Below are 13,761 nucleotides of genomic sequence, written 5' to 3'. Positions count from 1 at the left end.
GCGCTACTGTACTTCGCGCGCCCGGACAATGGCGGTTAGCCGAGGTGGATCAATCCGTTCACTGGCTCGTCCGCCGATTGTGTGGCGTCCTACGCTTTCTCTTTTCAGGAGAAGGCGATTACGGGCCGATCATTCTGCCTCGCGTTCGTGGCCGGTGCGGGGCTGGTGCAGATGTCGCCGTGCTTGCCCGGTGCGTTTGTGCTGTGGCTGCTCGTTGCCGCCGGCGCGGCTTTCTGCGCCGCATGGGCGCTCGTTCGGCATCCTTGCTTGCGTGTGCTTGCCGCCTTGGCGCTGGGATCCTGCGCCGGGCTTTTCAACGCGGCCCTGCAAGCCCAGCACCGCCTGGACGACACGCTGGCCGACGAGCACCAGGATCAGGTCTCGCGGCTGGTGTTGCGTGTGGTGGGATTGCCCGATGGCGACGCGAACCGGCTGCGGTTCCTGGCGGAGCTTGATTCGCCCGCGCGCCCCGGTATTCCCTCGCATATCCAGGTCACGTGGCAGGCCGGGGCCGGCGCCAATCAGACCGTGCCGCTGGTGCTGCCCGGTCAGGTGTGGCGCATGGCTTTGGTGTTGCGCAGACCGCATGGCCTGCTCAATCCCGCAGGGCCGGATACGGAGGGGCGCATGTTTGCCCAAGGTATTCGCGCGACGGGAACCGTGCGCGGACAACCCGTGCTGCTGGACGACCGGCCATGGGCGTCGCCTGGCATCGCGATTGAACGCGCGCGGCACCACGTGCGCGAAGGCATGCGTGCTGCGCTGGGCGAGCATCGCTATGCACCGGTGTTGATTGCGTTGGCGATCGGGGACCAGGCCGGTGTGTCGCGCGACGACTGGCGGATCTTCAACCGCAGCGGCATTACGCATCTGGTGTCGATCAGCGGGATGCACGTGACGTCGATCGCGGGCATTGGCGGTCTGCTCGCCTCGGCGCTATGGCGACGATTGCGCTGGCGCGGCGTGGGACTGGCTGAGCGTGTTCCCGCGCGTATCGCGGGCGGGGCGGTAGCCGCGATGGTCGCGCTGCTGTACTGCCTGCTTGCCGGCTGGGGCGTGCCTGCGCGCCGCACGTTCTTCATGTTGTTGGTGGTGCTGGCGGCGGCGTTGTCGAGGTTGCCGTTGTCGGGCGGCCGCGTCCTGGCGTGCGCGGCGGCTGCCGTCGTGGCGCTGGACCCGTGGGCGCCTGTGTCCGCCGGCTTCTGGTTGTCGTTCGGCGCGGTGGCGGTGCTGTTGCGTATTGCCGCCGCGCCGATTGATATCGATGCCGGTTGGCGCGCGCGCTGCGCGGCGCGGCTGGGGCAGGCGGTGCGCGTGCAATGGATGGTGACCGTGGGGCTGATGCCGTTGCTGGCTTTTCTGGTGCATCAAGTCTCGTTGGGCTCGCCTTTGGCGAATGCGGTGGCGATACCGGTCGTGACGTTCATCGTGACGCCGCTGGCGCTGCTGTGCGCGGCGCTGTCCTGCCTGCCCGGGGCGGAGACGTTGGCGGCGTGGGCGGGGCAGGCAGGGCTGGGCACCTTCGACCTCACCATGGTGCCGGTGGCATGGGTGGGCAACGCAAGCTGGGCCAGCGTGCCGGTTGCGGCGGCCGGCTGGATGTGGCTGCTGTTGGCGGTCGCGGGCATGGCGTGGGCGCTGCAGGCGCGCGGCTGGCCGGGGCGTCATCTGGGATGGGCCTGCATGCTGCCATTGCTGTTCTGGCGGCCGGACAAGCCGGAACCCGGCTATTGGCGCATGAGCGCGATGGACGTGGGACAGGGCAGCGCGATCCTGGTGGAAACGGCCAGCCAATCGTTGCTGTTCGATGCCGGGCCGCGCAGCTACGGCGGCAGCGACGCGGGCGAACGCGTCGTCGCGCCATTCTTGCAGTCGCGGGGGATCGGACGGCTGGATGTGTTGGTGCTGTCGCATGCCGATATGGATCATGTCGGCGGCACGCGCGCGGTGCTGGCGGCGGTGCCGGTGCGGCGAAGTTATACGTCGTTCGATCTGCCGGCCTACGTGCGGCGGGACGCCCGCATGTGGCCGGACGTGGGCAATGCGCAGCCGGTCTTGCCTGATGAGATGGAGCGGTGCGAACGGGGAGGGCGGTGGGAGGCGGATGGGGTGGTGTTCACTTTCCTGCATCCGGGGCCTTCGGAACGCAGTGGCAAGGCGGATGACCGCAATGCTGATAGTTGCGTGCTTCGTGTGGAGGGTAAGGACCATTCCCTGTTGTTGACCGGAGATGTGGGCGTGGCACAAGAGAGGGCGCTGGTCGCGCTGGGGCTGGCGGATGCTGACGTCGTCCTGGCGCCGCATCACGGTTCGTCTTCATCGTCCAGCCGTGAACTGGTGGCGGCAGCGCAGGCCAAGCACGTCATTGCGCAGGCGGGACACCTGAATCGGTTCAAGCATCCGGCGCGGGCGGTGGAACTGCGTTGGATGCGCGCGGGGGGCAAGTTCTGGCGCAGCGATCGGGACGGCGCGGTGAGGGCGGAATCGGGACCCGATGGGTTGGAAGTGTGGGCACAGCGGGAGCGAGCGGGACGGTATTGGCATGGTCGCTAACGACCGCAGGCGTCTCAGCCGTTCCCTGTGGCCAACTGATCAAACAACCGGTCCCCGCCCATCTGCCCGCCCTTGAGCATCAGCTCGATGCCGTCGGTCAGGGGATCGTCGCTGCGGGCGACGCTGACGGTGACGCCCGGCGCCAGCACGCATCTGAATGCCAACCCCCACAACCCCAGCGCCAGCGTGGCCTGGCTGGAGGTGTCGCCGCCGGCGATGCCGATGCGCGCCAGGCGCCTGCCGGCCTGACCGCTGGCGTGCACGATGTCCGCCACGAGGCGGCCGGTGGCGCGGGCGGTGGCGGCGGTGTCTTGCGCACTCACCGGGCCGGGCGGCTTGTCCGTGTGCGCGAGCACGTTGCGGCCCCGGGCCAGCGTGGCGGCCGCGAATTGCGCCTGCTCGGCCGCGTAGGCGGCATCCGTTCGCAGCCGATCGACCTGCAGCGGCTGCCGGACGTAATGCTCGCAGGCAGCGATCTGCCGCGCGGTGACCGGCGACAGGCTGCCCGCCACCACCAGCACGGGTCCGTCTGCGAGGCCCAGGGGCGCCGCTTGCGTGCCGTGTCCGGGGGCGGGCGTGGTGGCGCGGGCCAGCGCCTGCTGCACGCTGCTCGGCCCCACGGCCAGGAGCGGCGCGCGCGCCGCCGCGCGGCGGATCAGACGGCCGATGATGGCTAGCTGCGATTCATCCACCAGGTCCAGCAGAAGGGGACCGTCGATGGTATCGATCACGTGGTCGATCCACGCGTCGAGCGCGGGCTTGTCGGCGGCCGGCGGATAGGCAATGTGCGGCACGGCGTGGATGCTGGAGAGCCCCTGCGCGTGAAGGTGCAGCCGCAGGTCGGCCTCGTGCATCGGCGTAACCGGATGCACGCTCATGACCGGATGGCGGTCGATGCGGTGGATCTCCGGCGCGGCGCCCGCGCGCGCAAAGAGTTGGGAGAAGCTGCAATAGCGCCCGATGCTGGGCTGTCCGCCGACGATGGGCACCAGCGGATTGGGCAGGTGGCGCCGCAGCGTGCGGACGGCGGCGCCGATGCTGCCAACATGCGGCGCGCTGTCGAAGGTGGAACAGCATTTGTAGTGCAGCACGCGTGCACCGGTGCTTGCCATGAACCGGCCCACGGCGTCCAGTTCGGGCTCCATCTCCGCAGGCGTCATGCCACGCGCGGCGCCGGCGATGCCGATGGCGTCCAGCGGGCCGGCACGCTCCAGTTGCGCAGAAGACGGCACGCCTAAAAACAGCAGGCTGCGCAGGCCCGCCCGGGCGACCTCGGCCAACGTGTCAGTGGCGCCGGTGAAGTCGTCGCCATACCAACAGACCTGCGGCGCGGTGCCGCCAATCATGCGCGGCTTCCAAAAAATTCCAGCGCGCGCTGCAGTTCGGGCGCGTTGCGGGCGTAGTCTTCCAGGCGCTGGTTGTCGCGCACGGCGTGCCACGCTTGCCGGATGCTCTGCACACCCGCCGCAGGACCGTCCGGGTGCGCCAGGATGCCGCCGCCGGACATGAACAGCAGATCGTCGCTGCGCACGGCGGCCCACGTGGCAGGCACCGTCCCGGCCCATTGACCAGACGAGAAAGCAGGCATGACGGCGTCGTCGATCCCCGGCGTCAGCGACGCGAGGCAATCGCGGGCCGAATCCACGACTTCGCTGTCCTCCTGCGAGAACTTGCCTTGCAACCCATGCACGTGCATGTGGTCCACGCCGGCCAGCCGCCACAGCGTCTGGTACGCCTGAAAGCCCATGCCCAGCAGCGGATGGCGCGACAGCGCGCCGAAGCCATTGCGGTGACCGTGCAGCGCCAGCGGCGTGCTGCGCCGCAGGGTCTGGATGGCCGAGTAGCCGCACCAGTTCAGGCTGGCCATGACGCAGGTGCCGCGCTCACGTTCAATCAGGTCGGCGTGGCGGCGCATGGCGTCGGTCTCGTCGGTAATGTTGAACGCGACCATCACGTTGCGGCCGGTGCGTTCGCGGTGCGCGCGCACGACGGCCATGACCGCGGCCACGCGCTGGGCGAGCGGGGCGTGGGCCGGGTTGGCGCACACCTCATCGTCCTTGATGAAGTCCACGCCGGCCGCGCACAGCTGCGCCACCAGATGCGCGGTCTGTTCGGGCGAGAGGCCGACGTTGGGCTTGATGATGGTGCCGACCAGCGGGCCCTTGTCCACGCCGGTCAGTGCGCGTGTGCCGGCGATGCCGACTTGCGGCAGGTCGAACTGGGCGCGGTAGTTGGCGGGCAGCTCCATGCTTTCGAGCCGCAGGCCGGTGACTTCGCCCAGGTCGTACAGATTGCCGCCGACGGTGGCGGCCAGCGTGGGCAGGTTGGCGCCCACGTTGGCGACGGGAAACGCGATGCGAATCCGCGCGCGCTGGAACTTGGCGGGCATGCCGCCCGGCTGGCGCGCGAGGTAGGCGTTGGGCAGGCTGGGCGTGCCGACCGTTTCCAGCGTTTCGATGGATTCGATGCGGGCGCGTGCGCGGGCGCGCAGCTCGTCCGTTTCGCCCTGAACGCGCGTGAACGTGCCGCAGGACTGCTCGCCGGCCATGACCTCCGCAACCTTGGCGGGGTCGACGGGGGTTTCAATCAGGTAGGTGGCGGTAAACGATTGGGAATTCATGGTGGCGGTGTGCGGCAGGGGCGTATCAGAGGCGGCTCAGGTCGGGGAAGGCGCGGACCGGGTCCTTGCCGTCCCAGTTCACCGAGCTTTCGCGGATCAGGTCGAAGAGGCGGCCCTTGGGGCCGGCCACTTCGGAGAGCTCGATGACGGTGCCGGGGTGGTATTCGGTGTCGAAGTAGATGAAGCGGCCTTTCTCGCCGACTTCACCGCTCATCTTGGGCTTGAAGCCCTGCGCCAGCAGGCGCTCGAGGTCGGCGTCGTAGCTTTCGGTCCAGTAGGCGACGTGTTGCAGGCCGGTGCGGCCGGCTTGCAGGAAGTCGCGGTACATGGAGGGCACGTCGTTGCGGGTCTGGATCAGTTCGACCTGCACATAGCCGGAGTTGGCCAGGGCGACGGAGTTGTGCGGCTCGTGGCGTTCGCCATCGTATTGGTAATTGACGATGGGCACGTGCGGGTTGTAGTACCAGGGGCCCACGCCGAGCTTGGTGCTCCAGTAGTCCATGGCGGCTTCGATGTCGTGCACGACATAACCGAGTTGGCGGATCTCGCCCAGGAAACGACTCATGTTGGATCTTTTTAAGAAGGGTGGCTGAGAGACGGGAAGGGCGCGGCCCGCAAGGGGCCGCGTCGCGTCACAGGAAACCGATGGAGAACCAGGGGAAGGCGGCCACGACGATCAGACCGATCAGCAGCGCGCCGATGTAGCCCCAGATCGGGCGGATGCCCTCGTTGGGATCGACCCGGCTGATCGCGCAGGCGCCGTAGTAGCCGACGCCGAAGGGCGGTGCGAACAGGCCAATGCCCATCGCGAAGATCACGACCATGGCGTAGTGGACCTCGTGCACGCCGGCCTGCACTGCGATCGGGAACAGCAGCGGACCGAACAGCACGATGGCGGGAATGCCTTCCAGCACACTACCCAGGATGATGAAGGCCACGATGGAGACAGCCAGGAAGCCGTAGCTGCCGCCGGGCATGCCCGCCATCAGCTTGGCCAAGTCGCCCGAGAATCCGGATTGCGTCAGCGCCCATGCCATGGCGGTGGCGCAGCCCACGATCAGCATGATGGCGCCGGACAGGGAGGCGGTCTCGATGAGCATGGGCTTCACACGCGCCCAGTCGAAGCAGCGGTAGATCACAAGGCCCACGACGACGGAGTACACAATGCCGATGGTGGAGACCTCGGTGGCGGTCGCCACGCCTTCGACGACGGCGGCGCGGATCACGAAGGGCAGGGCCACGGCGGGCAGCGCGATCATGAAGAAGCGACCGATCTCCTTGAAGGTGAAGCGCTGGACGAGGCTCAGGTCTTCCTTGCGGTAGCGCCACCAGACCACGGCGCACAGGGCCAGACCCAACACGACGGCGGGCAGCAGGCCGCCCGTGAACAGCGCGGCGATCGACACGCCGGTCACCGAACCGATGGTGATCAGCACGATGGATGGCGGAATCGTTTCGGTCTGCGCGCCGGTGGCGGACAGCAGGGCGACCAGATCGCCGGGCTTGGCGCCGCGCTTTTTCATTTCCGGGAACAGCACCGGCGCGATGGCCGCCATGTCGGCGATCTTCGAGCCCGAGATGCCCGACACCAGATACATGGCGCCGATCAGCACGTACGACAACCCGCCGCGCACGTGGCCGAGCAGGCTGGCCAGGAACTGGATCATGGCGCGCGCCATGCCGGTCATCTCGATCAGCGAGCCCAGGAAGATGAAGAGCGGCACCGCCAGCAGCATCAGGTGCGACATGCCTTCGTCCAGCCGGCCCACCATGACGACCATCGGCGTGTTGGTGGTCAGCGCCAGGTACGAGAACGTGGCAAGCGCAAACGAGAAGGCAATCGGCACGCCCGAAAACACGGTGGCGGCGACGATGCCCACGAAGAAAATCACCAGATTCAGCTTGCCCAGGCCCGCGAACATCGGCTGCGCCATCCAGAAGAGCCCGACGACCGCCGCCACGCCAGCCAGCGCCATTGCGACCTGCGGCAGCGGCTGCGTGCGCAGCAGGCGCAGCAGCGCGATGATGCCCATCAGCCCCATGCCCACCGGAATCGCCGCGGCGCGCCAGGCGTTGCTGAGCTCCAGCGCGGGCGTGATGATGAAGTGCTCTTCATGCGCGTACTCGATGGCGGGCGCCAGGATCAGCACCAGGAAGGCCAGCGAGGCCGCCAGTGCCGCGGTTTCAAGCTGCGCGCGCCGCGCGGGGCTGACGTTGTTCACCAGCGCGGTCATGCGCATGTGCTCGCCGCGCCGCAATGCCACGACGGCGCCCAGCATGGACAGCCAGAGGAACAGGATGGAGGCGAGTTCGTCGGACCAGACCAGCGGGCTGTGGAACGCGTAGCGCGCCACCACGCCGGCAAACAGGACGAGGATCTCGACCAGCACGATGGCCGCGGCAACGTGTTCGACCACGGTGCCCAACACGCTGTCGAGCGCGCCGGCCGCCCGGCGCAGGGGATTGGCCGGCAGCGCGGGCGCCGCGGCGTGGGGAGCGGACAGGGAGGACATGACGCGCGACCTCAGGCCAGCTTGCCGACGGACTGCTCCAGCAAGCCCCAGGCCTCGTTGCCGAACCGGCCTTGCCATTCCTTGTAGAAGCCCGCGGTGCGCAGCTGTTCGCGGAAGCTGTCCGCGGACGGCTGGTTGAACACCAGACCCTTGGCTTCAAGGTCTGCCTGCACCGAGGCGTTGAGCTTCTTGATGTCTTCGCGCTGGGCCAGGCCGGCTTCGTTGATGCCGCGCGCCACAACCGTCTTCAAGTCGGCGGGCAGGCCTTCCCACATGCGGCCGTTGGCGATGAACCAGTAGCCGTCCCAGATGTGCTTGGTCAGCGAGCAGTACTTCTGCACTTCGTACAGCTTGGCGACCTGGATGATGGGAAGCGGGTTTTCCTGCGCGTCCACCACCTTGGTCTGCAGCGACGAGTAGACCTCGCTGAACTGCAGGCTGGCGGGCGCAGCGCCCAGGCCCTTGAACATGGAGATCGGCAGCGAGCTCACCGGCACGCGGATCTTCAGGCCGTCCATGTCGGCGGCCGTGTTGACCGGGCTCTTGCTGCTGGTGGTCTGGCGGAAACCGTTGTCCCACATCTTTTCAAAGGCGTAGAGCTTGCGCTGCGCGATGGCGGCGCGCACGTGGGCGCCGAGCGCGCCGTCCATGGCGTTCCAGACCTGGTCGTAGTCCTTGAACGCGAAGCCGACGGCGTTGATGGCGGCCACCGGCACCAGTGTGGCGATCACCAGGGCGGACGGCGTGAAGAAGTCGATGCCGCCGGAACGCACCTGCGCCAGCATGTCGGTGTCGCCGCCCAGCTGATTGTTCGGGAAGATCTTGATGTCGACGCGGCCGTTGCTTTCCTTGAGGATGCGTTCGGCCGCTTCCTGCGCGCGGATGTTCAGCGGATGCGTCACCGGCAGGTTGTTGCCGTACTTGAGCGAGTAATCGGCGGCGCGGGCGATCAGCGGAAAGCCGGTGCCGGCGACGGCAAGGGCGGGGACCGCGCAAAGGCGGCGCAGGGCACTGCGGCGAGTAAGCAGCTTCATGGTTGTCTCCGTTGTCTTACTTATGATGTTTTTTGATGTGCCACAAAACCGCCTGAGCCATGCGGCACTGTGGACAATAGTGAATAGGCGCTATCATCGTCAAATCTTATTCATGATGGTTTTTGATGTGAATAAAAGTGCTTCCTCTCGTGGACTGGCCCGGCTGGCGGATGTGGCCGCCCGCGCCGGCGTGTCGACCGCCACGGCCGATCGCGTGCTGAACCGCCGGCCCGGCGTGCGCCCGGCCACGGCGCAAAAGGTCTTCAAGGCCGCCATCGATCTGGACTACCTGCCGGACGACGAGGCGTACGCGGCCCCCGCGCCCGAGCCCATGCGGCTGGTGTTCCTGCTGCCGCGCGGCAGCAACCGCTACCTGCGCATGCTGGGCGACACGGTCAGCTTCGCGCACGAGCACTTCGCGCCGCTCAATGCCAAGTGCCACGTCGAATATGTAGAGAGCTTCAACCCCGACGCGCTGGCGCAGGCGCTGGTCAAGCATGGCAAGCGGGCCGACGGGATTGCGTTCATGGCGCTGGAGCACCCCGTGGTCCGCGAAGCCGTGAACGCGCTGGCGCAACAGGGCGTGCCGACAGTGACGGTGATTTCGGACATCGCCAACAGCGCGCGCACGGCGTATGTGGGATTGGACAACCGCGCCGCCGGGCGCACGGCCGGCTACCTGATCGCGCGCTTCATCGGTTTACGCGCGGCCCATGTGGCGCTGATCGCGGGGTCGCGGCATTACCGCGCCCATGAAGAGCGGGAAAGCGGTTTTCTGCAGCTCTACGCCGAACAGTTTCAGGCGATGCAGGTGGTGGACCTGCGCGAAGGGTATGACGACGCGCAGCGCAACTACGAGCAGACGCGGCAGCTGCTGGAGCAATATCCGCAGCTCGCCGGGATTTACAACATCGGCGGCGCGTCAGACGGCGTGGCTCGCGCGCTGAAAGAGGCAGGGCAGCAGCACCGGGTTGTTTTCATCGGGCATGGACTGACGCCGGATACACGGTCGCTGCTGATCGACGGCACGATGGACGCGGTGATTACGCAGAGCCCGATGGAAGCGCTGATGAGCTGCGTTCGGATTTTCAGCAACCTGCGGGACAAGCGCAGCGCGATGAATGGGGTGGAGCTGGCACGTAGCCAGGTGATATTCCGGGAGAACTTGCCGTAGGGGCGGCGGCGTGCATGTGGCCCGGTGTCTGACACCCTTGAGGCAAGCCCTTGGCACGACGACCATCTCCCCAGGGTGTCAGACACCTCATTCAGTCCTACGTTTTGGGCTGGTGTCAGACACCTCATCGACACCCTTCATGTGGCCGCGGTGTCTCATGTGGCCCGGTGTCTGACACCCTTGAGGCAAGCCCTTGGCACGACGACTGTCTCCCCAGGGTGTCAGACACCTCATTCAGTCCTACGTTTTGGGCTGGTGTCAGACACCTCATCGACACCCTTCATGTGGCCGCGGTGTCTCATGTGGCCCGGTGTCTGACACCCTTGAGGCAAGCCCTTGGCACGACGACTGTCTCCCCAGGGTGTCAGACACCTCATTCAGTCCTACGTTTTGAGCCGGTGTCTGACACCTCATTCAGTCCTACACGTCGGATCGGTCAAGCGTCCGCATCTGCGCCAATCGGCGGATCGCGGGCGTATTATTTCGGCTATGGGCTCGCACCCAGTGCGGCAGCGGCGGGGTACGCCGCTGCCTACTTCAACGATGGTTCCTCAACAACGGTTGCCCGGCGCTTGCCGGTGGGCGGCCGTGAAGGCGTTGCGCCATGGACCACACAGCCGACCGCCAGGCCATCCCCGCCACTTGCGAGGCGGGGCTCGCCGCGCGATCACCGGCGGGTGATCACGATTTCCATGTACTCGCTGGGCACCACGACCGCCGAATCGCCAGAGCGGTTGAAGCGTTGGATCTGCGCCGTGATGTCGGCCGTCAGCGCCGTCTGCGCCGCCGGTTCCAGCGCGCCGAAGGCCTTGAGCAGCGGGCCGTAGTAGGTCTTGAAGACCTGCATCCAGTGCTCGGGCGAACGGTAGCGGAACACGAAATGACGCGGTTCGCACTGAATCGACGCGGCTTGCGATCCGAACATCTCTTCGATGCGCGCCTTGGTGCCCCACAGCGCGGGCGACTTGACGCCGGCGGGCGGGGGCAGGTGCTTGCCGATGGTCTTGAAGATCTGGCCGATGAAGCCGTCGGGCGTCCAGTTGGCCAGGCCGATCTTGCCGCCGTGCTTGCACACGCGCATCAGTTCGGACGCGGCCTTGTCCTGGTCGGCCGTGAACATCACCCCGAAAGTCGACATGACGACGTCGAACGCCGCGTCGGGGAAGGGCAGCGCCTCGGCGTCGGCCTCCTGGAATTCGATCTTCAGGCGTTCCGCGGCGGCGCGTTCGCGGCCGCGGCTGAGCAGCGCGGGCACGTAGTCGGTCGACGTGACGTCGCACCAGCGGCGGGCAGCGGCCAGTGTGGCGTTGCCGTTGCCGGCTGCAACGTCCAGCACCTTCTGGCCGGCTCGGACATCAAGGGCTTCGCAAAGCTGTTCTCCCACGATCTGCAGCGTGGTGCCGACGACGGCGTAGTCCCCGGAGGACCAGGTGCCCTGCTGGCGAGTCTTCAAGGCGGCCAGGTCGGGCTGTGCGGTTTCGCGCACGTCACTGGTGGCAAGGGAGGAAATGGACATGGTGATTCTCCGTTATTGCGTGGGGTGCGCGACGGCATCCATTGCCAGCGCGCCGGGGTAGTGCAACCAGCGCCGCGAAGGAATTCGCGTGCCGTGCGCCCCGGAAACAACGATAAAAACCGGGCGTGGAGGCGAGCGTGGTAGCCGGCGTGGAATCTGCCGTGGATTCGACCGGCGCGGGCATTCACGTGCGCATGCTGGGGCCGATGGCGATCAGCCGCGGCGGCGACCCGCTGGCGTTGCCGCCGTCGCGCAAGCTGCGGGCGCTGATTGCCTACCTTGCGCTGGCCCCGAATGCCGTGATGCGCTCGCACCTGTGCGAATTGCTGTGGGACATTCCGAACGATCCGCGCGGTGAGTTGCGCTGGTGCCTGAGCAAGGCGCGCGGCCTCCTGGACGAGCCGGGCCGGCGCCGGGTCGAGACGGTGCAGGACGCCGTGCGTCTGGACCTGTCCGATTGCCGCGTGGATGTCATCGAAATCGGCACGGCGATGCAGGCGGGCATCGACAAGGCAAGCCCAGACAGGCTGCGCGCCCTGTCGGCGCTGTTCAAGGGTGATTTCCTGGAAGGGCTGGAAATCGGCCGCAGCCCGTTCTTCCATAGCTGGCTGACCGCGCAGCGGCGGCGCCTGCGGGCGTGCCATGCGGCCGTGCTGGCGCACCAGGCCGCGAGCCTGCCGGCGAGGGCGGAAGAACGCTTCGCCTGCCTGGATAAATGGCTGCAACTGGCGCCGTTCGATTCGCAGGCGCATGAACTGATGCTGGACGCGCTGGGACTGCGCGGGCAGTGGCGCGAAGGCGAGGAGCATCTGGCTGCGGCCGTGCGCGCGTTTGAGGCCGAGGGACTGGACGGGCGGCTGCTGCGCGAGGCGTGGCGCGACGTGCGCGCCCGACGGGCGGGCGGCGTGCAGGCGTCAGGGCAGATCCCCAGCTCCGCCTCGGATCAGGTCGGGACATCGGAAGCGATGCCGCGGGTTGGAGAGGCCGCAGCAACGATCACGACGGACACCGCCGCGCCGTTTGCGGCCGACACAACGGGCCAGCCGCCACCCGAAGCCGATCCTCCTTCCCGCCTTACCGACCCCCCGCCCGACCGGCGCGGGCGCGCCTCCATCGCGGTGATGCCGTTTGTGGACCGGTCCGCGCAGGCGGGCGTACGCGGCGGATTGGCGGACGGATTGGCCTTTGACGTCATCGCGAGGCTGGCGAAGCTGCGCAGCCTGTTCGTCATCGCGCAGGGCACGGTGTTTGCGCTGGATCAGCGCAGCGTGGGACCGGAGGAAGCGGGCCGCACACTCAACGTGGATTACGTCGTCAGCGGCTCGCTGCGGCGTCACGGCCAGCGGCTTGCCGTGGACGTGCAATTGGTTGATTCGCGCACGGCGCGCATCGTCTGGGCGGATGTCCTTGACCACCCCTATGACGACGCGCTGCTGGCGCTGGACGAGATCGGCAACCGGATCGTGGCGTCCGTCGATATTGAAATTGAAGCCGCCGAGCGCAACCGCGCGATCCTCACGCCGCCCAATTCGCTGGACGCGTGGCAGGCGCATCACCGCGGCCTGTGGCACATGTACCGGTTCAACCGTACCGACAACGAGCAGGCGCGGCATTTCTTCGAGTTGGCGGTGCGGCTGGATCCGACGTTTTCGCGGGCCTACGCGGGCTTGTCGTTCACGCATTGGCAGACGGCGTTTCAGCGCTGGGACGAGCAGGGCGGCGCCATCGATCGGGCATTCGAAACGGCCGGCCAAAGCCTGATCGCCGATGACCGGGATCCGGCGGCGCATTGGGCGATGGGGCGGGCGCTGTGGCTGCGCGGCAGCCAGGACCAGTCGGTCAGTGAACTGCAGATCGCCGTGGACCTCAGCCCGAACTTCGCGCTGGGCCATTACACGCTAGGTTTTGTCGACTGCCAGATGGGCGACGCAGAGGCCGCCATCGGCGCATCCGACCATTCTCGCCATCTGAGCCCCTTCGATCCGCTGCTTTTCGGCATGCTGGCGGTGCGCGCGCTGGCGCTGGTGCGGCTCGGCCGGATCGACGAGGCGGCTGGATGGGCGATCAAGGCGGCCGCGCGGCCCAACGCGCACGTGCACATTCTGGCGATTGCCGCGTGCTGTCTGTCGCTGGCCGGCCGGACCGACGAGGCATTGGGCTTTCTGCCCGCCATCCGCAAGGCGCAGTCGTCCTATCGGGTAGAGGACTTCCTGGCATCGTTCCGGCTGGAGCCGGACACGCAGGCGCTGTTCCGCGAGGGCGCGCGGCGGATCGGGATCGGATGACACGTCGGGGGTAGCCGGGGGAACGGGAAGTATGAAATCCGGCACCCACCGTCAGATTTCGCTTGC

9 protein-coding genes are annotated in these 13,761 nt (G+C 67.4%); 3 read left to right on the top strand and 6 right to left on the bottom strand.

Features of this window, described 5'->3' with window-relative positions; translation table 11 throughout:
* Window positions 1–171: 171 nt before the first annotated feature.
* Complete coding sequence (locus AC6LJW_RS02940; RefSeq protein WP_498086475.1) at window positions 172–2,553, top strand: DNA internalization-related competence protein ComEC/Rec2; 2,382 nt, start codon at window positions 172–174, stop codon at window positions 2,551–2,553.
* A 14-nt stretch (window positions 2,554–2,567) separates the two neighbouring features.
* Here the strand turns inward: AC6LJW_RS02940 and AC6LJW_RS02935 are convergent, their stop codons facing one another.
* The 5 genes from AC6LJW_RS02935 to AC6LJW_RS02915 all read right to left on the bottom strand — a co-directional run bounded on the left by AC6LJW_RS02935 (window position 2,568) and on the right by AC6LJW_RS02915 (window position 8,720).
* A complete protein-coding gene (locus tag AC6LJW_RS02935; RefSeq protein ID WP_498086474.1) occupies window positions 2,568–3,899 on the bottom strand; it encodes a four-carbon acid sugar kinase family protein in 1,332 nt (443 codons plus the stop codon).
* Window positions 3,896–5,173 carry a ribulose-bisphosphate carboxylase large subunit family protein gene (locus AC6LJW_RS02930; RefSeq protein WP_498086473.1) on the bottom strand — a complete coding sequence of 426 codons (1,278 nt, stop codon included), beginning with the start codon at window positions 5,171–5,173 and terminating at the stop codon, window positions 3,896–3,898. The genes AC6LJW_RS02935 and AC6LJW_RS02930 overlap by 4 nt, the downstream gene beginning before the upstream one ends.
* Before the next feature lie 25 nt (window positions 5,174–5,198).
* Complete coding sequence (locus AC6LJW_RS02925; protein WP_498086472.1) at window positions 5,199–5,738, bottom strand: VOC family protein; 540 nt, start codon at window positions 5,736–5,738, stop codon at window positions 5,199–5,201.
* A gap of 67 nt (window positions 5,739–5,805) precedes the next feature.
* The gene (locus AC6LJW_RS02920) at window positions 5,806–7,686 is read right to left on the bottom strand and encodes a TRAP transporter large permease (RefSeq protein WP_427988040.1); all 1,881 of its coding nucleotides are present in this window, start codon (window positions 7,684–7,686) and stop codon (window positions 5,806–5,808) included.
* A gap of 11 nt (window positions 7,687–7,697) precedes the next feature.
* Window positions 7,698–8,720, bottom strand: a complete 1,023-nt coding sequence (locus tag AC6LJW_RS02915; RefSeq protein WP_056562279.1) for a TRAP transporter substrate-binding protein — start codon at window positions 8,718–8,720, stop codon at window positions 7,698–7,700.
* A gap of 112 nt (window positions 8,721–8,832) precedes the next feature.
* Here AC6LJW_RS02915 and AC6LJW_RS02910 point away from each other — a divergent pair, with 112 nt between their 5' ends.
* Complete coding sequence (locus AC6LJW_RS02910; protein WP_498086509.1) at window positions 8,833–9,894, top strand: LacI family DNA-binding transcriptional regulator; 1,062 nt, start codon at window positions 8,833–8,835, stop codon at window positions 9,892–9,894.
* 667 nt (window positions 9,895–10,561) lie between these two features.
* Here AC6LJW_RS02910 and AC6LJW_RS02905 read toward each other — a convergent pair.
* The gene (locus AC6LJW_RS02905; RefSeq protein ID WP_056562271.1) at window positions 10,562–11,410 is read right to left on the bottom strand and encodes a class I SAM-dependent methyltransferase; all 849 of its coding nucleotides are present in this window, start codon (window positions 11,408–11,410) and stop codon (window positions 10,562–10,564) included.
* Between the two features lie 161 nt (window positions 11,411–11,571).
* Here AC6LJW_RS02905 and AC6LJW_RS02900 point away from each other — a divergent pair, with 161 nt between their 5' ends.
* Window positions 11,572–13,695 carry a transcriptional regulator gene (locus tag AC6LJW_RS02900; RefSeq protein WP_498086471.1) on the top strand — a complete coding sequence of 708 codons (2,124 nt, stop codon included), beginning with the start codon at window positions 11,572–11,574 and terminating at the stop codon, window positions 13,693–13,695.
* Window positions 13,696–13,761 lie beyond the last annotated feature (66 nt).

The sequence above is a fragment of the Achromobacter sp. 1012554356 genome, assembly GCF_059760815.1.
The sequence above is the reverse complement of the archived record's forward strand: the minus strand, read 5'-3'. Positions and strand labels throughout refer to the sequence as shown.